We start from the raw sequence: 20,931 nt of genomic DNA, 5'->3' as shown, positions 1-20,931 counted from the left end.
TTTCACCGGTACACCCAATGCTCTAGGGTTGCCGCCTGACTGCGTCGGGACTTTGCAATGACATTCCAACTGCGCCTGCTGCTGGCGGCTTTGTTACTTTTTGCCTCGACCGGCGCACAAGCTGCCGATCGGATTCGTATTGCCGCGCAGAGGACCGGCACGCTGGCCTGGGAGCTCGATGTCATCAAGAGCCAAGGCCTCGACCGCAAAGCCGACCTCGACCTGGAAATTACGGAACTTGCCAGCACGGAAGCCGGTAAGATCGCGCTCAAGGGCGGCTCGGCCGACCTGATCCTGTCAGACTGGCTCTGGGTCGCACGCGAGCGCGGGCTCGGCGGCACGCTGACGTTCCATCCCTATTCGAGCACGGTCGGCGCCGTGATGGTGCCGGCGGCTTCGCCGATCCAGAGCATCGCCGATCTCAAGGGCAAGAAGCTCGCGGTGGCCGGCGGCCCGATCGACAAGAGCTGGCTCCTGTTGCAGGCGCTGGCGCGGCGCTCCGGCCTCGATCTCAAGAAGGACGCGACGCTGATCTATGGCACGCCGCCGCTGCTTACGCAGAAAGCCATCCAAGGCGAGCAGGACGCGACGCTGACGTTCTGGAATTTCTGCGCCGAGCTCGAAAGCAAGGGCTTTCGCCGCGCCATCGCCATGGACGACGTGATGAAGCAGTTCGGCGCCAAGGGCGCCATCTCGATCGTCGGCTATGTGTTCGACGAGACGTGGGCTGCACGCAACCGCGGCACAATCGACCGCTTCCTGCAGGTCACGCACGAAGCGAAGACAATTCTGGCAAGTTCGGACGCCGAATGGCAACGGCTCGCACCACGCATCGGCACGAGTGATGCCGCGACACTTGCGATCTACCGCAAGCGCTATCTCGAAGGCATCCCGCAGCGGACCGCGAGCGAAGAAGCCAGCGACGCGGCGGCGCTCTATCTGGTGCTCGCCGAGATCGGCGGCGCCGACCTGGTCGGGCCGGCCAAGGCGCTCGATCCCGGCACCTTCTACCGCCCAAATGGTGGGGAATAAGGCGTGTGGCTTCGGCTCCTTTCGCTCGGGCTCCTGATCGCAGTCTGGTACGCAGGCTCGCAGGTCGCAGGCGGCAGGCTCCTGCCGGCGCCGGAGACGGTGGGCCTTGCGCTCGTGGCCGAGGCGCGATCGGGCGCGCTGGCGCTGAATCTCGCGGCGACGCTGGCGCGCGTCGCCGCCTCCTTCACGATCGCCATGGCGCTCGGCACCGCGTTCGGCCTGATCATGGGCCGTTCGCGCACCGCCGACCGCATCGGCGATCCCTGGCTCGTGGTGCTGCTCAATCTTCCGGCGCTGGTGATCATCGTGCTGGCTTATGTCTGGGCCGGCCTCACCGAAGCAGCCGCGGTCGCGGCGGTGGCGCTGAACAAGCTGCCGCTGGTCACCGTGACGGTGCGCGAAGGCGCCCGCTCGCTCGACCGGCAGTTCGACGAGATGGCGTCGGTGTTCCGGATGAGCGCATGGGTGCGCTTTCGCCACGTGATCATGCCGCAGCTCGCGCCCTATATCGCAGCCGCGGCCCGCTCCGGGCTGTCGCTGGTCTGGAAGATCGTGCTGATCGTCGAGCTTCTCGGCCGCCCCAATGGAGTGGGCTTCGAGATCGGCGTCGCCTTCCAACTGTTCGACGTGACCCGCATCCTGGCCTATGCTCTGGCCTTCGTTGCCGTGATGCTCGCGATCGAAACCCTTCTGGTGCAGCCGCTTGAACGACATGCCGCCCGCTGGCGTCCCGGCCCAGCTTGAGGTCGAAATCGCGCACAAGGCATTCGGCGCAGCCCTCGGCGGCCGGCGCGATGTGCTGGCCGGATTCAAGCTTCGCCTGGGCTATGGCGAGGTTGGCGCGCTGCTCGGGCCCTCGGGCTGCGGCAAGACCACGGTGCTGCGCATCATCGCGGGCCTCGATGCCGACTACGACGGCACCGTGCGGCTGCCGCATCACGGCCGGCTCGGCATGATGTTCCAGGAGCCGCGGCTTTTGCCCTGGCGCACCGTCGAGAACAATGTGCGGCTGGCGGCACCCGAGGCGTCGGACGCCGCGCTCGATGCGCTGTTCGCCTCGCTGGGGCTCGCGACCCATCGCAACAACTTCCCCGGCGAGTTGTCGCTCGGTCTCGCGCGCCGCGTCGCCATGGCGCGCGCCTTCGCGGTCGAGCCCGATCTCCTGCTGCTCGACGAGCCGTTCGTGTCGCTCGACAGCGCGCTTGCGGCGCAGCTCGTTCAGGCGCTCGCCGATCTCGTGTCTCGCAATCCGGTGACGGCGCTGCTCGTCACCCACGACATCGATGAAGCGATCAACCTGGCCGATCGGGTGTTCCTGTTGTCGGCAAGCCCCTGCCGCGTCGTTGCCGAAGTGCCGATCACGAAGCCGCGCAGCAAGCGCAGCACATCCGAGGTTGCGGCAGTTCGTGAAGAGATCCAGCAGCGACTCCATCAGGCCGGGGCCGGCTGACCGCCGCGACGCATCATGCCGCGCTGCGGATCGTAGCCGTAGACCGCGAGCATGAAGAAGATCACGGTCGAGACGACCACCACCAGCGTGGCGACCGGTTCGAACATGCCATAGAGCGCGAAGCGGATCATCTCCACGGCGTGGGTGAAAGGGTTGATCATCGACACCCAGTAGATCGCCTCGGAGCCGCCCTCGCGAAGCTTCCACAACGGATAAAGCGCCGAGGAGAAAAAGAACATCGGGAACATCACGAAATTCATGGCGCCGGCGAAGTTCTCGAGCTGCTTGATGTGCACCGAGAGGAACAGCCAGAGCGAGCCGAGCATCAAACCCGCGGCGATCAGCGCCGGCAGCACGTAAAGCCAGCCGGTCCAGTCGAAGGTCACGCCGAACGGAATGCAGACCAGCATGAACACGTAGCAGGTGATGACCGAGAGCGCGCAGCCCGCGACGAGCTTGCACACCAGCAGCACCCAGCGCGGCAGCGGCGCGGTAAGCAGCAGCCGCATCACCCCCATCTCGCGGTCATAGACCATCGACAGCGACGACTGCATGCCGTGGAACAAGAGGATGATGCCGAGCAGCCCCGGCACGATATAAACTTGGTAGGTGATGTAGGTCTTGTACGGCGGAATGATCGAGACGCCGAACACGTTGTAGAAGCCGGCCGCGAACACCGCGAGCCACATCAGCGGCCGCACCAGCGCCGAGAGCAGACGCCCGCGCTGCTGCACGAATTTGAAAATCTCCCGCATGGTGACGGCGCGGAGCGCGCGGACTGTGTGGGCAAGCTGCATGGTGGCTACCTGTTCAAATGGCACGGCGACTGCGGCTCGTCGTCGCCCAGCGTGTCGAGCACATTGGTCTGGTGCAGGAAGCCCTCCACCGGAGCGCTCGCGGTCACATAATAAGGTGTCGCCAGCAGAATGGCCTGCCGGAGCTGATGGTCCCAGGGCCGGATGCTCATGGCGAGGCCCTTGTCGCCGTCGAAGGCCGCCGCGCTGCTCAGAATGAAATCGCGTTGCGTCTTGAAGTCGGCGGACTTCGTCCGCAGCGCCGCCTGCACCACCATCTTCACCGCCATCCAGGCGGCCCAATCGGCGCCTTCCATGTTGCGCTTGGCGAGCTTGGCGAAGCGCGCGTTGACCTGCGGCGCACCGTTGTGATCCCAGGTCCAGTGCCAGGCCAGCGGCTCGAGATCGATGGCGCCCACGATCGGACGCGGCTTGACCAGATGGAATGGCACCTGGCGGACGAAATCGAAGTCCTCGTCGGCGACAAACGCCACGTCATAGTCGCGGCTGATGGCGCTCAGCAGCGCCGGGTTGTTGAGCTCGCGCTCGCGCGGATCGGTGCCGGGCTTGAACGGCTTGTTGGCGACGATCCTGGCGCCGAATTTCTGGGCCGAGGCCTCGAACGCCTTGGCGGCGAGCGCATCGCCCGGCTTCGGGCCTTGCAGCACCAGAAAATTGGTCCACTTCCGCGAGGCCAGATACTGGACGAGGCCGTCCGCGATCATGGACTGGCTTGGCAGCACGTGGACGAACTCGCGCGCGCAAAGATCACGGCGCAACGTGTCGTCCGGCGCCGTAACGTTGAACAGCAGCACGTCATGGCCGCGCATGGTGCTGGCGAGCGGCTTGAACGCCTCGGCCGGCGCATCGATCAGGAAAAACCGGATGTTGCGCGTCTCGGCCTGCTGCACCGCCGGCGCGACCTCGGCGCTCGATTTCACGGTGATGCGCTCCAGGTCGAAATCGATCTTCAGAACGCGCGCCAGGATCTTCGCGTCGTCGAGCCCGATGCGTGCGCCGTCGAACGGATGCTCGCGGGCCTTGAGCACCAGCCGCTCGGCCATGATCGGTTCGTAGCGCGAATCGCCCTCGATCTCGACGTAGCCGATGGTCAACTTCTGGCGGGCGTCGGTTTGGGCGGGTGCGTTCTGGGCAAAGCTCGGAGCGGCAAGGCCGAGCAACCATGCCAGCGCAACGGCCGCGATGGTTCGAAATGCGCACGACTTTTTGATATCGAAACGAGCACGCTCTCGACCCGTCACCCTGAGGTGCCCGCCGAAGGCGGGCCTCGAAGGATGCGGCCCCGATCTAATCGGGCCGTCGCCCTTCGAGGCTCGCTTCGCTCGCACCTCAGGGTGACGGTGATAGAGTGTCCGCGTGGCCTCGATGATATGCAGCACCACCCTAATCATCGACGACCACGCCCCAAGGCACGCGTCCGACGGGAATCGACACGATCGGCTTCCGGCTTCTGGCGTCGATGATGGTGATGTCGTCGCCGAAGCCGTTCGCGACATACAGAAGCTTCTCGTCCCGCGACATGGTGATGCCCCAGGAGCGCTTGCCGACCAGCATGTAGCTCTGCACCGCGCGTGACGGCACGTCGACCACGGCGACATGCGCGGCATGGCCGAGCGTGACGTAGGCCGTCTTGCCGTCCTTGGTCATCGCAAGGCCGACCGGCGTCACGTCGCTCTTGCGCATGCCCGGCGGCAGGAACTCAATCTTGCCGGCCACCGTGAACGACGCCAGATCGATGATGTAGACCTCACCCGACAGTTCCGTCGTGACCCAGAGCTGCTTGCCGTCCGGCGTCGCCGCAAAACGGCGCGGACGGGTGCCGACCACGACGTCGCGCGTCACGTGACCGTCGGCCGCGTCGATCTCGTGCACCAGGTCGCCGACCTCGGACGTCACATAGAGCAGCTTGCCGTCCTTGCCGATCGCGACGCCCTCGGGCTCGGCGCCGGTCGGCACCTCCTGGACGATGATGTTCTGATCCATGTCGATGACGGAGAGCGACGAGGCTTCCTCGTTCGCGACGTAGATCCGGCGCTTGGCCTCATCGATCGCAAACGTCTCGGGGCTCGAGCCGGTCGCAAGCTTACCGATCACCGCGAGCTTGGCCACATCGATGATCTCGATCACGTCGTCGTCGCCGCAGGCGACGTAAAGCTTCTCGTGGGCGGCGTCGAAATGCATGTCGCGCGGCCGCCGCGAGGTCTTGATGTCCTTCACGACCGCGTGCGTCTTTGGATCGAGCACGATGATGTTGTTCGATTTCTCGTTGCTGACGAAAATCAGCCCGGTGTCCTTCGCAGCGCAAGGCGCCACGGCTGCGAACAGCAGCACCAGTGCATAGGCGAACAACACGACGCCGTCCTTTCGACGGCTACGGCAAGCACGGCAACAATCCACGGCAGTTCGTCCCGACAATGACAAGGCGGCAACGGTACGCCCGCGCCTGCGAGCCCTGCAAGCGGACTGCTGGTTTATTCCGGCGAAGCCGTTATGTTGCGCGGCATGGGTGGGGAAACTCAAGCAAGCCGCGCAGCCAGCACCGATACCGTTCTGCTGCTGGACAATGTGGTCAAGACCTACGGTCCAATCCGCGCGGTTGACGGCGTAAGCCTTGCGGCGCGTCCCGGCGAATTCATCGCGCTGCTGGGACCGAACGGCGCCGGCAAATCGACGCTCTTCCAGCTGCTCTCCGGACTGTTCGTGGCTGATTCCGGCCGCATCGAGGTGATGGGCCACGACATGGCGCGCGATCCGGTGCCGGCGTTGGCGCGGCTCGGCATCGTGTTCCAGCAGCCGACGCTCGATCTCGAACTCACGATCACCGCAAATCTTCTGTTCCACGCCGGCCTCCACGGCATTCCGCGCGCCGTCGCACAGGAGCGCATCGCCAAGGAGCTTGCCCGACTCGGACTCACCGAGCGCGCCCACGACAAGACCGCACAATTGAGCGGCGGCAACCGGCGGCGGGTGGAGCTCGCGCGGGCGCTGCTGCATGATCCGAGCGTGCTGTTGATGGACGAGGCCACCGTCGGCCTCGACCCGGCCAGCCGCAGCGAGCTTCTGAAGCTCCTCCTCACCATGCGCGCCGAGCGCGGCGTGGCGGTGCTCTGGGCGACGCACCTCTGCGACGAAGTCACCGACGCCGACCGTGTGATCGTTCTGCATCGCGGCAAGGTGCTGGCCGACAGCACGCCGGCAGACCTCATGGCAAAAGCCGGCACCGCGACCATCGAGCAGGCGTTCCTGGCAATGACAGGAACGGGCCGGAAGCCAGCCTGAAGCAGGATCGTTCAGATTGATTTGACAATCTCCCCGGCATTCGTGCGGACGTGATTCATCGGCCCCTTCAAAGCAGGCGCGGGGCCAGCGCCTCTCTCTTTTCCTTCCCCTCACAGAGTGAGGGCGCGGAGCGCCGAGACGGCGCGTGCAACAGGGCGCTTTGCGAGGGCGCCCGCGGACCTTTGCGATCAGGTCCGCACGCCTCCCGGCGCTCCACTTGTGGCGATTTATTGCGAGGCCACCGTTCGAGATTCGATCGGACCGGCTGGGCTTTCACCCACCATGCTCCAGGGGGCATTTGCGCCCGCTCTCACCCGACCGCGCCCTGCCACTGAAGGCGGCCCCCTCATCGGGGACGGACAATGACCTCGCACCCTGGGACGTGGTCACGAGCCACGCCTGCAGGCGCCACACCCCGCTCCGCCAAATAGACGTCTCTAGATGACGCCCTCAACGAACGAGGCAGAATCGCGTCTACTCGTGATTTGCGGGAATGCAAAGCGAAATCATTGTTCGCAGAGTCGCCTTCGGGGCGCATTCCGATCTTTTATTTCTCCGGACAGATGACGGCGCCGCAGGCATCTACGGCTGCAATCAGCTTGGTCATGGCTGCTTTGCCCGGGTAGCCGACGACCGCGACCCCTTGAATGACAAACCCGGGCGTCGCCTGAATGGCGAGGTCGTCGCCCATTTTCAGATGCGCTTTCATGATGTCGGCCAAGTCGTCGCCGTCGGCGACCTCTGTGACGCGTCGTGGATCAAGCCCGAGTTTCTTGGCAACGGCGAGCGCCCGGTTGCCGTCAATCGTTCCGCGCTGCTGGTCGAGCTGGCGGTGGAATTTATAAAATGTCTGCGGCGAAGCGAGGCGTGCAACCGCCAGTTCGACTCGCGTGGCTTGGATGGACGGAATCCCGAGAACCGGGAACGGCACCAATACGAGACGAAGCTCGCGGTTGGATTTGAGCAACGCATCAATATCGGCCGAGGCTTTGCGGCAATATGGGCAATTCACGTCGTAGAACTCGCGCACGGTGACGCTGCCGCGCGGATTGCCAACAGTGATGACGCTGGGGAGCTTGTCGAGCTCGGCTTCGATGGACGTGTCCACGCGATGATTGGCGATCGTCGTGCCGTCATCGGCAACGATGGGATAGAAGCCGTCATCCGCATGCGCGATCGACGGCAACGCGAGCGCCAGCATCGCGATGGCAATTTTGAAAATGTTCATTTTACCGGTCTCACAGCTTTCCAAGCCGCTTCATGGCGCAACACGCGATCAAGCACGATTCACAAATCGGTGTTCGACCGCACGCATCGCGATATCGCATCGAGTCAAAAGCCGACGCCGGCGCACAAGACGAACAGGTCAGCTTGGTGGCAACAACCGACATTGGTTTGCCAGCAATGGTCCTTGGCACACGATTCCTCGTGAACCTGCGGCTGACGACTCAATCAATCAGCTCGTCCGCGCGAAGCAGAAATGCCTCGGGAATTTTCAGGCCAAGGCCCTTGGCAGTTTTAAGATTGACGACGAGATCGAATTTGACCGGCGCTTGAACAGGAAGATCCTGCGTTCTCGCTCCCTTGAGAATGCGGTCCACATATTCGGCCGATCGCCTCAGCATATCGACCAGATCGGCTCCATATGACATCAGCCCACCTTCGATGGCCATGTTGCGGAAGCCATAGATTGCCGGAAGTCGATAGCGCGCGGCCAGTTCAATCACCAGTGCACGGTTGGGGACGATGAAAGGATCAGGCATGACGATCAATGCGCTGTCCGGGCGGCGTGCGAATTCCTTAGCCGCGGTCTCAATCTCGGCACTGGTGCCGACAGGGATAGGCTGGATCTCGATACCGAGCTTCGGAGCCGCGGTCCGGATCGAACTCAAGTAAAACTCGCCGCGCGCTGGCGCAACTGCCGGATTGAACAGAATCGCCGCGAGCTTCAGGGACGGCGCCGCTTCCTTCAGCAACTCGACCCATTTGCCGCCCATAGACGCTTCAACGTTCGTAAAACCAGTCATGATGCCGCCAGGTTTGGCCATGCTCGCAGCAAACTTCTCGCCGATTGGATCGGACACCGACAGAAACACGATGGGAATCGAATGCGCACTCTGCGCGAGAGCGCGCACGATGGGCGTACTTCTGGCGACGATGACGTCCGGCCTCAGCGCCAACAACTCTGCGGCAGAGGCCGCAATGCGGTCAGCGTCGCCGGCCCCGTTGCGATAGTCGATTTGGAAATTGACGTTTTCGATCCAACCCAAGCTCTTCATTTGCTCAAGAAACGCGGCAAGCTCGCGTTTCCACGCCGGATCGTTGGGATCGGCATTAATCAGTACGCCAACGCGCCGCATCGGCCGGGACGGCTGCGCGAGCGCCCGGAGTGGCCAACCCGCGGCCGCACCACCGACAAATCCGATGAACTCCCGTCGCCTCATTTCGACCTCTGGTTAGGAGCCGCATCATACCGATGCAACGCAGCCTGCTGAAGATGCTACGAAACCCCCTGATCGCATCCTCGGCGCGAGCGGTGTTCGTTGATGAAAGAAAAAGCCCCCGGCGAGGTGCTGGGGGCTTTGCGTTTCGAGCCTTCCCGTCGGCTGCTGGCCGTCAATTGCCGCACCTTCCAGACGGGAGACGTAAGCACCACTGCCGGATCAATCGCAATCAAGTGCGCTTCTTACGAACGCTCCCCTTGCGGCCCGGCCTGTGATCCAAGGCCATGCGCGCCTGCTCCAAGAAGGCATCGATCAGTCCAGCGCGAAGCGAAGCCCGCATCCAAAGCAGGCCCGTGCGGCGCACGAAAGAACGGTCCGGCAGTGCAAGTTTTCGCAGCGTCAGCCCCTCCGGCCACGGCGGTGCCCAGTCCGGCGCGATAGCAACTCCCAGTCCGCGATCGACCATGACGACGATGGCTTCGAGGCCATCAAGTTCAAGGCGTTCCCTGGGACGGATGCCGGCCTTGCGCAGATAGTTGTCGATCAACTGTCCGGCATAGACTTGGCGGTCGAGCCGGATGAACGGCTCGCTTTTGAGAATCGCGTGCGGATGTCGCGGCGGCATCCAGCCGGGCGTGACCAGGACGAAGGGTTCTTCTCGCAGCATTGCCCACTCGCAGGTCTTGGGAATAGCGAAGGTGGGATGGCTGGTAACCGCCGCATCGATCTCGCCGTCGAGCAGCTTGCGATAAAGCTCAACCGAATTGTTCCGACTGACGCGAAGTTCGATCTGGGGATGGGCCGCCGCGAAGCGGCTTAGGATATTGGGAATGAGCCCGCACAGCAGCGACGGGATCACGCCGAGCCGCACCTCTCCCGTGAGCGTGCCGCTGGCGGCGATTGCCTTGAGGTCCCGAACCTCGCGTTGCACGGTGCGCGCCCGGTCCAGGATCGCCGCAGCCGCCGCGGTCGGCCGCACCGTGCGGCCGGAGCGCGCGACCAGCCGCACGCCGATTTCGTCCTCCAGAGACCGAATGCGCTGCGATACGCCTGCTGCCGTGAGATGCAGCCGCCGGGCGGCTTCAGCCACCGATCCGCTTTCGATCACGGAAATCAATGTGTCAAGGAAACGAACATCCATGACAACGAAATCCATCTTTTAAAGATACAAAAGCATAGTTTTAGTTGGCTTTTTCCGCCAGTAGCATCTCGGCCGTTGCTCGATGCTTTGCTCTTGGGGCTGGCACCATGAGAAAATTGCTTCTCGTTGCAGCGATCGTCACGGCCTGTTGCTCACACCCAGCCGCTGCGGCGGATTATCCCAACCGTCCGATCACCTTCGTGGTGCCTTTCGCGGCCGGCGGTCCGACCGACGTGCTGGCACGCACCATGGCGGAACGGATGAGCGCCGTGCTCAAGCAGTCAGTCGTCGTCGAGAACATGCCGGCAGCAGGCGGCAGCGTCGGGGTTGGACACGTCGTGCAGGCCGCGCCCGACGGCTACACCATCAGCGTCGGCAACTGGAGCACTCATGTCCTCAACGGCGCGATCTATTCGCTGAGCTACGACCTGGTCACCGATCTTGCGCCGGTGGTGCGGCTTCCGTCGAGCCCGCAACTGATCGTCGCAAGGAAGAGCCTCGAAGCAAACACCCTGGGTGAGCTGACGGCCTGGCTCAAGAGCCATCCGGCCAATATCGGAACTGCGGGCGTCGGCAGCGCCGGCCACGTCAGTGCACTGCTCTATCAGAAGCAGAACGGCGGGCAGTTTTCCTACGCCCATTATCGTGGCGCAGGACCGGCCATGATCGATCTCGTCGGCGGACATATCGACGTGATGTTCGACCAGTCCGCGAACTCGCTGCCGCATGTCCGCACCGGGGCCATAAAAGCTTATGCTGTGACGAGCGCGACGCGGCTTGCGCCGGCGCCCAATATCCCGACCGTTGATGAGGCAGGGCTTCCGGGTTTCCACGTCGCGGTCTGGCACGGTCTTTGGGCACCGAAGGCGACGCCGGCAGATGTCGTTGCCAAGCTCAATGCCGCCGCCCGTGAAGTGATGGAAAGAGATCCGGCGGTGCGTGAGAAATTCGCTGCGCTTGGCCAGAGCATCCCAGAGCCCGATCAGCTGGCGCCCGCTGCGCTGATGGAATGGCAGAAGGCAGAAATCGCCAAATGGTGGCCGGTGCTAAAGGCAGCGAACGTAAAGGCCGAGTAGCGTTGCAGACGCGCCAAGCCTGCTTTTCACAATTCGTCGTGCTTTGCTACTGAGGCAGCTTCGGCGGCAAGGTCGGCAGCGGCATCGTGCCGAACTCGACGCGCTGGGCCTGCTGCAATAGCTTCGCCTGATCGGCGTCGATCACCACGCCCCCCTCTTGCGCCTGCTGGCCGGCCTGCTTGGCGTCGACCTTGATCTCCTGCTGTGCACCCGCGTCCGGCATATCCTCGGCCGATCCCTGCTGCGGATTGCCCTTCATGATCTGGTCGCGCGCCTTGGAGGCGCGTTCGGCAAGCGGCCGCGAATACGGCAGGCGATAGGACCGCGGCACACCGCTCGGCACGTTGTTCTCATCAAGTTCCTCGACCCAGAGATAGATCGAGCCGGGATCGCCGACCTTGGCATCGGGCTCGACGGGCCGAGCCCACAGCAGTTGGAAACGCTGCGGCAGCTTCTCGGTGCCGGGCCAGCCGAGCAGGCCCTTGGTGGCGTAGAACACCTCGACGAAGAACACCGAGGTGACGACGATCGCCATGGCCTTCACCCACCACGCAAACCGCGAGGTGAGTCCCATGCCGAGCAGCACGAGGCCCATCACCACGTAGGCGATCGAAATGGCGAGCACCGTTCCGGTCATGCTGCCCGTGCCTGTGTTTGCCTACTTCGCCGAACGACGGACGCTGCGCGTCAGCTGGATCAGCGATTTGTCCTGGTGGCTCACGTCGGTGACCCGGCCGTTCTCGGCGACGCGGAATCGCACCGCGGTTTTCTCTTCGCCCGCGTGATCGACCATGATCGTGTCGTAGTGGATCACCTCGACCGTCGGGTTGACCTTCTCGACCTTCACCGACACCGGCACCGGCGCATTGGTGGTGGCGAGATAATGGTTGACGTTGATGGTGTATTCGCCGGCGATGATGCCGCGGATGCTCACCGTCTCCTGCCGGATCGGGCTCGACATCTTCTGGCCGTTCACCGTGATGGAGTTGTTGAGACCGCCGCGGTCGTCGCGGTCGAGCACCATGAAGCCGGCCTCGCGCACGTGATACCAGACGATGTTGCCGAGCGGATCCTCGGCATAGAGGTCGATGTCGTCGGGGTGGCTGTCGGGCCAGGTCATCGTGATGATGAAATCGGCCTTGGTGTCGATCTTGCCCTGCTTGGCTTCCGGATTGATCACCAGCAGCGCGATGAAGAACAGGAAGGCCACGACCTGCAGCGCCTTGAACAGCATCACGCTGAACGGATCGAACGGCCGGTCGCGCGGATAGTTGCCGAAACTATCCATCCTGCTCGCGCTCCAGCGTGGAGATCACGAACACTTCGGTCAGGTCGGTCGCGAGCGCAAACAGGTTCGCGGTCGCGTCATCGAGCATGTAGTATTGGGCCTGCACCAGGATCGAGCTCACGAGGCCCGCAAGCGTGGTGTACATGGCAACCGCCATGCCGTCGCTCATCAGCCCCATCGAGGTCTTCACCGAGGCGCGGTCGGCGGCATCGAGCCCCGCGATCGGTGCGAGCATCAGGATGAAGCCGATGATGGTGCCGAGAAGCCCGAGCTTCATCAGCGCGTCGCTGGCAAACGAGCCGAACTGGTTCGGCCCGCGCAGCGCGTCGGCAAAACCGCGCAGCAGCAGCGTCTGATCGAGCCGGTGCCGGCCTTGCAAACCGGCCTTCAGCACCAGATTGCGGATGTGCTCGGCGACGCGTCCGGGCGGCAGCTTGCTGTTGCCGGCCAGCACATCGGAGCCTTCCACGCGAAATGCCGACGGGCTTTGGCTGACGATCGCCGAAACGCGCCGGGCGCGGGAGAGTTCGTTGGAGATCACGACAGTGCGGATGAGGCAGTGCAGCGAGACGACCACGTAGGCCACGCTGATGATCGTGGAAATCCACGTCTTGTCGTTGGCGATCATCAGGTGGAACAGGCCGTAGTGCCACGCCACCACGAAGCCGAACACGGACACGCCGGTGAACATGAGCCAACGCAACAGCGGCATTTGATCAGAAGACTGCTCGCCAAAGAACCGAAATGACATCGGAAAAACGCTTTGCGACTGAAAGGTCGTATCTCCCATCGAGTCTGACGCGGGTCCGGACCCTGTCAAGGCACGGCCTGTCCGGATTGCGACCCCGATTTTCTGATCCTGGGTGCAGCGCAGCGGCGCTTCATCGACATGGCTTCCCTCCTCGGTGCGTGACGCTTAGGCTCGTCTCGACGGACGAATGAAAGGGATTGCCATGCGTGCCTGCCTGATCGCTCTGCTCTGGCTTGCCGGCATGGCCGCAGCCGACGCGCAGCAGCAAAGGCCGACGCGCTTCTGGAATTTGACCCGGCACACGATCTCCGAGCTGTCGCTTGCGCCGGCGGGATCGACCGACTTCGGCCCGAACCAGTGCAAGAACGACAAGGATGGCACGGTCGATCCCGACGAGCGCTTGCGAATTACCGGTGTACCTCCCGGCACATACGATGTCCGTCTGAAGGACGTCAGCGGTCGGCAATGCCTCGTGCGCGGCGTGAAGGTCGAGGCCGGTGAAAACTTCTCCATCGAAGAGAAAGAGCTGACCTCCTGCCAGTAGAGTGGGCAGACTCCCAAGTTGAGATGCCAAGCAAAGCTGAGATGTCTCGTGAGCGTCATGCCTGTCAGGCGTTGCCGGCATTGACCGTTTGAGATCGCGAGGACTACGCTCCAAGCATCGGCTGAGGTGCGCGATTCAAGACGGACCCTGAAGCTGTGAAACCGGCCGCGCGATGGCGCAGCGGCTGCTGGAGGAGCGACCATGAAACCCACACATCTCGTGTGCGCGCTGGCGTGCGCATTTCTTTCATCGACATTTCTGACGTCCGCCTTGTCGCCAGCGAACGCCGCCGACATGACGCAAGAGCGCGCGCTGAATGTCGCCAACGAGCCGCAGAACTGGCTGCTGCATCACGGCAACTACCAGGGCCACCGCTTCTCAGCGCTGAAAGACATCAACACCGACAACGTGAAGAACCTGAGGATGGCGTTCGGCGTGGCGCTCGGCGGCTTCGAAAGCGGCGGGCGCTACAAGTTCGGCAATCTCGAAGGCACGCCGCTGGTCGAAGACGGCATCATCTATGTCACCGACGGCTGGGGCTCGGTCTATGCCATCGACGCCACCAGCGGAACGCGCGGCAAAATTCGCTGGAAATTCGACCCGGCGGTCGATCGCGCCTGGGCCGGCGATGTCGCCTGCTGCGGCGTCAACAATCGCGGCGTGGCGCTGTGGAAGGACAAGGTGATCTCGATCTCGCTCGACGGCCGGCTGTTCGCGATCAACAAGGCGACCGGCGAGATGATCTGGGAGCGCAAGGTCGCCGACCCAGCGGTGGCCGAAACCATCACGCTTGCGCCGCTGGTCATCCGCGATATCGCCATCGTTGGCGTCGCCGGCGGCGAGTTTGGCGTCCGTGGCTGGATCGACGGCACCGACCTCAACACCGGCAAGCAGGTCTGGCGCACCTACACCATTCCCGGCGCGGGCGAGCCCGGCAACGAGACCTGGAAGGACGGCAAAGACCGCTGGAAGCACGGTGGCGGCTCGGTCTGGGAGACCGCGACCTACGATGCGGAGAGCGACACGTTCTACCAGGGCATCGGCAATGCCGGCCCGGACTGGGATCCCGAATATCGCCCGGGCGACAACAAATGGGCGGCGAGTGTGCTCGCGCTGAGCCCGCAGGACGGCAAGATCAAGTGGGGCTACCAATACACGCCGAATGATCCTTACGACTTTGACGAGATTGCCGAGCACCCGATTATCAACATCAAGGTCAATGGCCAGGACCGCAAGCTCGTGGTGCATGCCGCGCGCAACGGCTTCTACTACGCGCTCGACCGCACCAACGGCTCGTTCGTCGCCGGCAAGCAATTTGTCGACCAGCTCAACTGGACGACCGGGCTCGATCCGAAGACCGGCCGGCCGCTGAGCTACGATCCGACCAAGGACGTGCAAACCTACGTGGCGGGCACGGCTCCAGGGCGCGGCAAGGCTGCGACACGGCTCTGCCCGGCGCACGTCGGAGGCAAGAACTGGGAGCCGACGGCCTACAATCCGGATCTCCAGCTCCTCTACATCCCCGCCATCGAGGGCTGCAATTCGCTCGAGAACAAAGTGCAGCAGGACATGGAGGACCAGGGCGGCCCGACCAAATGGCGCGAGCGTTTTGCCGGCGGCGGCACGAAGACCAACGAGCGGCTCTACGGCAGTTTGAAGGCGGTCGACCCAGCGACCGGCGAGACCAAGGCGGCGCTGAAGCTCGAATATCCGAATTACAGCGGCGCGCTTGCGACCGCCGGCGGCCTGGTGTTCATCGGCCATGCCGACGGCACCCTGACCGCCCATGACGCCAAGACCCTGAAGGAGGTCTGGAGCTTCAGCGTCGGCACCGGCATCAACGCGCCGCCGGTCAGCTATTCGGTCAACGGCAAGCAGTACATCGCAGTTCTGGCGGGCTCCCGTCAGAACCTCGCCATCATGCAGAATTCGCCGGAGCTGAGGAACACCGCACCGGCTTCGATGCTTTACGTGTTCGGCCTCTAGGCCACGCACACGACCGTACAATCGGCAGGCGCCGCGTCTGCGGCGCCTGTAACGTCCCGGCGCTCACACAGGTCACTGCCCATGCATCGTTCCGGCACTCGTCTCGGTCTGGTGTCTTCGCTCCAGGCTTGGACGTGGCTATTCGTCGTCTTTGTATCTCTGTCGATCGCCCCCAGCCACGCACAGGAGAAACTTTCGGCGGAAGAGCTGCGCACCATCGAGTTCGGCAAGGAGATATTCAAGGTCAAGGCGGAGTGCCAGTACTGCCACAAATGGGACGGCGGCGGCGATCAGGGCTATGGCGGACTCGCGCTATCGCTGCGCAAGACGCAGCTCACGCCAGAGCAGGTCGCCGAGGTGATCCGGTGCGGCCGGCCAACCACCGGCATGCCGTACCACGACGAGCGTGCCTACACCGACAAGCGTTGTTACGATTACACGCGCGCCGATCTCGGCAAGGACATGCCGCCGATGGCGGTGGAATCGTTGCAGAAGCGCGAGGTCGACGCGGTGGTGAAATATCTGTTCGCCCGCGTGGTCGGCCGTGGTCCTGCGACCTATGAAGATTGCGTCGACTTCTGGGGCAAGGACACCAAGCAATGCGATCCGATGAAGCCGAAGTGACGAGCTGGGCATGACGCCAAGCGTCCGCGCCACGTTGAGGGTCGTCTGCGCGGCGGCTATCTTGGCGTTCGCTGCGCATCCTGCTCTGTCGCAAAACAAAGGCGACCCCGGCGAGATCCGCGGGCTGAAGCTCGGCCTCAAAGCCCAGACCATGACCACCGACGGCTTCAGCGAGTTCGCCTGCGGCAGCAATGGCGGGCCGGCGCGGCAGAAGCTCGACGACTGGACCGGCTACATGAAATGCCGGGCGGAGCCGAACGGTTTGCACGAAGTCAATGTCCGCTTCGAGGACGAGCAGGAATATATCGGCCGCGCCATCGACGACGACCGCTATGCCGACCAGAAAAGCTCGACACGGGTCGCCGGCCATCCGGTGATTCTGTCGGCACTGTTCGACGACGGCGGCACCCTCAAAGGCCTCCGCTTCATCACCGATCCGCGCGGTTCGGAGCTCGAGCGCCGCATGGCGCATATGCTGCGGCTCGCCGTCATCAACCGCTATGGCCCGGGCAATTGGAATTGCACCGACTTTCCCGCCGCCGAGGGCGAGACCCCGGTCGGCGGCGTGTTCGTCAAGCAGCGCTGCGAGAAGGTGACGCCCGAACGCTGGCTTACCGTCGAGGCGCACTTCCTGCGCAAGCCCGGCCAGACCGGCACCGATGCGAATGGCGAGTACCGGCCGGGCCAGTACGAGAGCTGGACCCGCTTCGAGGTGTTCGACCCGGCGCTGCGGAAGCCCGAGCCGCAGGCGTCTGCCACGCCGCGCTAGGGAAGCTTCGCTTCTGTGAAGCACACTCGCGCAACATGCACGCTGTCACCCGCGGGCTTGACCCGCGGGTCCATGCGATGTTGCGACAGGCACGCTCTTACGACTGCCCGCACTGCGCTCGCTCATGGATCGCCGGGTCAAGCCCGGCGATGACACCGCTGTCGTTGCTGTTGGCAACGCAACTCGGAAAGACGCTAACGCTGCGCCCGCGGAAACGGCACGAACCCATCGCGATTCGGCATCTGCACCTTGGGCAGCGACTGCGCGTCGACCACATCGTCCGCGCCGATCACGCCGTTGAGCGCCAGGAGATAGGCCGACACCGCGTAGGCCTCGTCGTTGCTGAGCGACTTCGGCTCGTTGTAGGGCATGGCGCGGCGGATGTAGTCGAACAGCGTCGTGGCGTAAGGCCAGTAGCTGCCCACCGTCTTCACCGGCGTCTTCCCGGCCGCAAGCGAGCCCGCGCCGCCGACCAGCACGTCGTTCGGCTTGCCGGCGCCCTTCTCGCCATGACAGCCCTGGCACTTGCTGGCGTAGACGGCCTCACCCTGTGCCGATGTCCCTTTGCCCGGCGGCAAGCCTGCGCCATCCGGCGCGATGCTGATGTCCCACGCGGCAAGATCGGCGGGCGTCGCGGCCTGACCGAGTTGCGGCACGTCGGCCGCCGATGCGGCTGTGGCCGCGCAAAGCAACGCCGCACATGCAAAGCGTTCAAGCCAGAACATTGGCGGCCTGCCCTTTCTCGTCGATCGCCCAGCTCGCGATCGCGTTGAAGTGATAGATGCCGCGCAGTCCGCGCTCGGCGATGAACTGCGCGCGGCTCGGCTGCACCATGCCGGTCTCGTCGGTGGCGCGGCTTTGCAGCACCGCAGGTCCCCCGTTCCATTGCCAGGGCATCCGGAAGCGCGTCAGCGCCTTGGGCAGCACCGGCTCCTGCAACGCAGCCTTGGCCCAGCTCTGCCCGCCATCGGCCGACACCTCGACCTGCCGGATGCGACCGTTGCCGGACCATGCCAGCCCCGAAATCTCCGCGAAGCCCGGCTGCTTCAGGCCGAGCCCTGGCGATGGCCGGGTGATGACCGACTTCACTTCGAGCGGAAACACGAACTGCCAGGCTTTGCCGTCCTGAAGGAGTATCGTGTACTTCGAAGTCTCGTCCTTGGTCATCGTCGGCTGAGCCGTGACCTTGATGCGCCGCAGCCATTTCACGTTCATGTTGCCCTCGAAGCCGGGCAGCAGCAGACGAACCGGATAGCCGTTCGACGGCCGGATACGCTCGCCGTTCTGATACAGGCAGACCAGCGCGTCATCCATCGCCTTGCCGAGCGGGAAGCTCCGGCTCATGGAGGCCGCATCCGCGCCTTCGGCCAGCACCCACGCGGCGCCGGGCTCGACTCCGGCTTCGTCGAGCAGGGTCGAGAGTTTCACGCCGGTCCATTCCGAGCACGACAGCAGGCCGTGGATCGCGGTCGCGTTCAGCGGCTGCGCCTGCGCGGTGTTGAGCGCCTGGCTGTTGCCGGCGCATTCGACGAAGGCGATGCGCGACTCCATCGGATAGCGCGACAGCGCCTCGAGCGTGAACACCAGCGGCCGCTTCACCATGCCGTGGATGGCGAGGCGATGCTGTTCGGGATCGATGTCAGGAATGCCGGAATGGCTGCGCTCGAAATGCAGGCCCGACGGCGTCATCATCCCGTCGAGCAGATGCAGCGGCGTGCGCGCCGTGCCGATGCCGACCGTCACCGGATTGGGCGCCGGCGGGATCGCGCGCACCACCTTGTCTTCGAAATGCGAGGGCTTGCCGTAGGGCTCGAAGCCTGCACCGGGCTCCTTCGACCATTTCGGCACCGTCAGCGGCTCGGCCGCGGCCGACGTCGCCCCCATCGCGCCGGCGAGCGCGAGGCCTTCGAGTAACAGACGACGGTTCAGCAGCCCATTGCCGGCAACCGGCTCCGGATTGTTTTCTCCCGTTCGTCGCAAGCGTCGCTTCATACAAGCCTCCTTGCGTTGTCGGACATGCCCGGCCCCTCGGCCGGTCATGCTTCATTCATGCGTCGTACCGTCGGGCATCAGCGCGCCCGAAAGCCTGGCTCCTTCCAGATTGGCGTTGGTCAACGTGGCGCCGGACAGGCGGGCGTCGGAAAGGTCCGCGCCCGAGAGGTCAGCGCCGGTGAAGTCTGCGCCGTAGAGGTCGGCTCCGATGAGATTGGCGCCGCGAAGCCTGGCGTCGCGCAGCACGGCGTCGATCAAGCCGGCCTCGGAAAGATTTGCGCCGTTGAGGTTCGTGCCGCGCAGAAGCCCCCCGATGAGATTGGCGCCGCGAAGATCGGCACCGGCAAGCGAAGCGTCATCGAGCCGCGCGCCGGTCAGGATCGCATGGTTGAGATTGGCGCGGTCGAGCCTGGTACCGACCAGGCGCGCCTTGTGCAGCTTCACATCGGACAAGTCTGCACCGGTGAGATCGGCCGCGCTCAGATCGGCCTCGTAAAGCATTGCGCCGGAAAGCTTCGCACCCGTGAGCGAAGCCCGCTTCAGATCGCTCTTGTTGAGATTGGCGTTCACGAGTTCGGCCCCGGCGAAGCTCGCCCCCGCAAGCCTCGCCCGGTGCAGCACAGCAAGCTTCAAATGCGCACCGGCAAGGTCGCCCCCGCTGAGATCGCGACGCTTGAGCGGCGCCCGCTCGAGCGCGCAATCGGGACAGGCCTTGGATTTGCCGTTCAGGAAATCCTGCTCGCGCTCACCAGCCAAGCCGGCTGGCACCTGCGCTGCGGCCAGCAGCAGTCCGACAACTCCCGAAATGAGACCTCGGACCATCATCACAGCGCTACGGCTGATAAACCGCGCGATTGTACCAATGGAACGAGTCGAGGCTCAGCACCTTCTCGGTGCCGTCGAACATCGCCGAAAGCCGCCCGCCGGAAATCTTGTAGGTGAACTCCGTGACCCGGTCTTTGATCGGCACCGTGGCGTTGCGCATGATGTCGATGCCGCTGTCGACCTTGAAGATCTGGTACGAACTCGGATTGCTCGGCGAGAAGAACTTCACCTCCTGGCTGCCTTTGCGGGCCGGGCCGCGCTCGTACTTGATGTGGATATCGAGCCGCTCGCCCGATGCCGCCGCGAACGACCAGGTCTCCTCCCCGGTCGTGATCTTGCCGTCGTCTTTCAGCGAACGCGCCATGCTGTGGCTGGTCGCCTGCTCGTAATTGCCGAACGGCCCGGGCACTTCCTTGGCGTCGGCGGTGAGCCCGGCGATGATCATCTGCCCGGCGTTGTTGGTGCCGGTCTGCTTCACCGGCGCCGCGAGATAGACCATCCGGTTGCTGCCGGTCGGCGCGCCCTCGCCGTTGGTGATGTCGGCGCGATCGATGAAGATCACGCGGATGTTGCAGTCTTTCGCAGGTCCCTGCGTCGCGACCGCCGGCTCCCAGCCGGCCGGCAGGAATTTACGCAGCGCCGCATCGGGCACGCCGAAGTCGATCTGCATCCGGAATTCGGCGGCCTGATCGACCAAGGTCTGCGCGCTCGCGGAGCCTGCAAGGCATACCACCGCAATGGCTGCACCCAATAACAAACGATTCGAAATCATGACCGAACTCTCCCCATGCCGCAGCCTCTGATCGGGCTGCCTGTTCGGCGCATTATCGTCAAACTCAATGACCTGTGGCTAGGGGCATCGCGGCTTTGCGCGATGCCCACTCGACATTGCTGCCCACCAGAATAACCTTGCGC

The 20,931-nt window shown here is 64.1% G+C and carries 22 protein-coding genes; 9 read left to right on the top strand and 13 right to left on the bottom strand.

Features of this window, described 5'->3' with window-relative positions:
- Positions 1-57: 57 nt before the first annotated feature.
- Genes RHPLAN_RS11705 through RHPLAN_RS11695 form a run of 3 tightly spaced genes read left to right on the top strand, consistent with a single transcriptional unit; the run spans position 58 to position 2,482 of the window.
- Positions 58-1,032, top strand: a complete 975-nt coding sequence (locus tag RHPLAN_RS11705; protein WP_068017678.1) for an ABC transporter substrate-binding protein — start codon at positions 58-60, stop codon at positions 1,030-1,032.
- Positions 1,033-1,035: 3 nt separating this feature from the next.
- Positions 1,036-1,776: an ABC transporter permease gene (locus tag RHPLAN_RS11700; RefSeq protein WP_068017674.1), complete on the top strand. Its 741-nt coding sequence runs from the start codon at positions 1,036-1,038 to the stop codon at positions 1,774-1,776.
- A complete protein-coding gene (locus RHPLAN_RS11695; RefSeq protein ID WP_068017671.1) occupies positions 1,745-2,482 on the top strand; it encodes an ABC transporter ATP-binding protein in 738 nt (245 codons plus the stop codon). The genes RHPLAN_RS11700 and RHPLAN_RS11695 overlap by 32 nt, the downstream gene beginning before the upstream one ends.
- Here the strand turns inward: RHPLAN_RS11695 and RHPLAN_RS11690 are convergent.
- From RHPLAN_RS11690 to RHPLAN_RS11680, 3 genes are all read right to left on the bottom strand, one after another.
- Positions 2,464-3,279, bottom strand: coding sequence for a lanthanide ABC transporter permease protein PedC (locus RHPLAN_RS11690; RefSeq protein ID WP_068017668.1), 816 nt, complete (start codon positions 3,277-3,279; stop codon positions 2,464-2,466). The two genes, RHPLAN_RS11695 and RHPLAN_RS11690, sit on opposite strands and share 19 nt — an antisense overlap.
- A 5-nt stretch (positions 3,280-3,284) precedes the next feature.
- Positions 3,285-4,457, bottom strand: coding sequence for a type 1 periplasmic-binding domain-containing protein (locus RHPLAN_RS11685; RefSeq protein WP_068017665.1), 1,173 nt, complete (start codon positions 4,455-4,457; stop codon positions 3,285-3,287).
- 223 nt (positions 4,458-4,680) lie between these two features.
- Positions 4,681-5,649 (bottom strand): PQQ-dependent catabolism-associated beta-propeller protein, encoded by a 969-nt coding sequence (locus tag RHPLAN_RS11680; protein WP_068017660.1) that lies wholly within the window; start codon positions 5,647-5,649, stop codon positions 4,681-4,683.
- 138 nt (positions 5,650-5,787) lie between these two features.
- Here RHPLAN_RS11680 and RHPLAN_RS11675 point away from each other — a divergent pair, with 138 nt between their 5' ends.
- The gene (locus RHPLAN_RS11675; protein WP_237180117.1) at positions 5,788-6,576 is read left to right on the top strand and encodes a lanthanide ABC transporter ATP-binding protein PedB/LutE; all 789 of its coding nucleotides are present in this window, start codon (positions 5,788-5,790) and stop codon (positions 6,574-6,576) included.
- Positions 6,577-7,123: 547 nt separating this feature from the next.
- Here the strand turns inward: RHPLAN_RS11675 and RHPLAN_RS11670 are convergent.
- From RHPLAN_RS11670 to RHPLAN_RS11660, 3 genes are all read right to left on the bottom strand, one after another.
- The gene (locus RHPLAN_RS11670) at positions 7,124-7,777 is read right to left on the bottom strand and encodes a DsbA family protein (protein ID WP_198164857.1); all 654 of its coding nucleotides are present in this window, start codon (positions 7,775-7,777) and stop codon (positions 7,124-7,126) included.
- Between the two features lie 247 nt (positions 7,778-8,024).
- Positions 8,025-9,020: an ABC transporter substrate-binding protein gene (locus RHPLAN_RS11665; protein WP_084244741.1), complete on the bottom strand. Its 996-nt coding sequence runs from the start codon at positions 9,018-9,020 to the stop codon at positions 8,025-8,027.
- A 229-nt stretch (positions 9,021-9,249) separates the two neighbouring features.
- Positions 9,250-10,161 carry a LysR family transcriptional regulator gene (locus RHPLAN_RS11660; protein ID WP_068031045.1) on the bottom strand — a complete coding sequence of 304 codons (912 nt, stop codon included), beginning with the start codon at positions 10,159-10,161 and terminating at the stop codon, positions 9,250-9,252.
- A 107-nt stretch (positions 10,162-10,268) separates the two neighbouring features.
- Between RHPLAN_RS11660 and RHPLAN_RS11655 the strand changes: the two genes are divergently transcribed.
- Positions 10,269-11,237: a tripartite tricarboxylate transporter substrate-binding protein gene (locus RHPLAN_RS11655; protein ID WP_068017652.1), complete on the top strand. Its 969-nt coding sequence runs from the start codon at positions 10,269-10,271 to the stop codon at positions 11,235-11,237.
- 46 nt (positions 11,238-11,283) lie between these two features.
- On the opposite strand, the gene RHPLAN_RS11650 is transcribed toward RHPLAN_RS11655, so the two are convergent.
- The 3 genes from RHPLAN_RS11650 to RHPLAN_RS11640 are packed head-to-tail and all read right to left on the bottom strand — an operon-like array spanning position 11,284 to position 13,237.
- Complete coding sequence (locus RHPLAN_RS11650; RefSeq protein ID WP_068017649.1) at positions 11,284-11,874, bottom strand: hypothetical protein; 591 nt, start codon at positions 11,872-11,874, stop codon at positions 11,284-11,286.
- Between the two features lie 21 nt (positions 11,875-11,895).
- Positions 11,896-12,525, bottom strand: a complete 630-nt coding sequence (locus RHPLAN_RS11645) for a hypothetical protein (RefSeq protein ID WP_068017646.1) — start codon at positions 12,523-12,525, stop codon at positions 11,896-11,898.
- Positions 12,518-13,237: a MotA/TolQ/ExbB proton channel family protein gene (locus RHPLAN_RS11640; RefSeq protein WP_237180116.1), complete on the bottom strand. Its 720-nt coding sequence runs from the start codon at positions 13,235-13,237 to the stop codon at positions 12,518-12,520. Before RHPLAN_RS11640 ends, RHPLAN_RS11645 begins: the two co-directional genes overlap by 8 nt.
- A gap of 226 nt (positions 13,238-13,463) precedes the next feature.
- Between RHPLAN_RS11640 and RHPLAN_RS11635 the strand changes: the two genes are divergently transcribed.
- From RHPLAN_RS11635 to RHPLAN_RS11620, 4 genes are all read left to right on the top strand, one after another.
- On the top strand, positions 13,464-13,820 hold the full coding sequence (locus RHPLAN_RS11635; protein WP_237180115.1) for a hypothetical protein: 357 nt from the start codon (positions 13,464-13,466) through the stop codon (positions 13,818-13,820).
- Between the two features lie 201 nt (positions 13,821-14,021).
- Positions 14,022-15,806: a pyrroloquinoline quinone-dependent dehydrogenase gene (locus RHPLAN_RS11630; RefSeq protein ID WP_068017638.1), complete on the top strand. Its 1,785-nt coding sequence runs from the start codon at positions 14,022-14,024 to the stop codon at positions 15,804-15,806.
- Between the two features lie 81 nt (positions 15,807-15,887).
- On the top strand, positions 15,888-16,430 hold the full coding sequence (locus tag RHPLAN_RS11625) for a c-type cytochrome (RefSeq protein WP_068017635.1): 543 nt from the start codon (positions 15,888-15,890) through the stop codon (positions 16,428-16,430).
- Between the two features lie 61 nt (positions 16,431-16,491).
- On the top strand, positions 16,492-17,199 hold the full coding sequence (locus RHPLAN_RS11620) for a hypothetical protein (RefSeq protein WP_157100231.1): 708 nt from the start codon (positions 16,492-16,494) through the stop codon (positions 17,197-17,199).
- Positions 17,200-17,393: 194 nt separating this feature from the next.
- Here the strand turns inward: RHPLAN_RS11620 and RHPLAN_RS11615 are convergent, their stop codons facing one another.
- The 4 genes from RHPLAN_RS11615 to RHPLAN_RS11600 are packed head-to-tail and all read right to left on the bottom strand — an operon-like array spanning position 17,394 to position 20,788.
- Entirely contained in the window at positions 17,394-17,924 is a 531-nt protein-coding gene (locus RHPLAN_RS11615) for a c-type cytochrome (protein WP_068017629.1), read from the bottom strand.
- Positions 17,911-19,191, bottom strand: a complete 1,281-nt coding sequence (gene soxC, locus RHPLAN_RS11610; RefSeq protein ID WP_068017626.1) for a sulfite dehydrogenase — start codon at positions 19,189-19,191, stop codon at positions 17,911-17,913. Before soxC ends, RHPLAN_RS11615 begins: the two co-directional genes overlap by 14 nt.
- Before the next feature lie 51 nt (positions 19,192-19,242).
- A complete protein-coding gene (locus RHPLAN_RS11605) occupies positions 19,243-20,013 on the bottom strand; it encodes a pentapeptide repeat-containing protein (RefSeq protein WP_210180575.1) in 771 nt (256 codons plus the stop codon).
- A gap of 10 nt (positions 20,014-20,023) precedes the next feature.
- Positions 20,024-20,788, bottom strand: a complete 765-nt coding sequence (locus RHPLAN_RS11600; RefSeq protein WP_068017620.1) for a hypothetical protein — start codon at positions 20,786-20,788, stop codon at positions 20,024-20,026.
- Positions 20,789-20,931: the final 143 nt, after the last annotated feature.

It is taken from the genome of Rhodoplanes sp. Z2-YC6860, from assembly GCF_001579845.1.
Classification (GTDB): domain Bacteria; phylum Pseudomonadota; class Alphaproteobacteria; order Rhizobiales; family Xanthobacteraceae; genus Z2-YC6860.
Note: the sequence above shows the minus strand (reverse complement) of the source record. Positions and strands in the feature narration are given on the sequence as shown.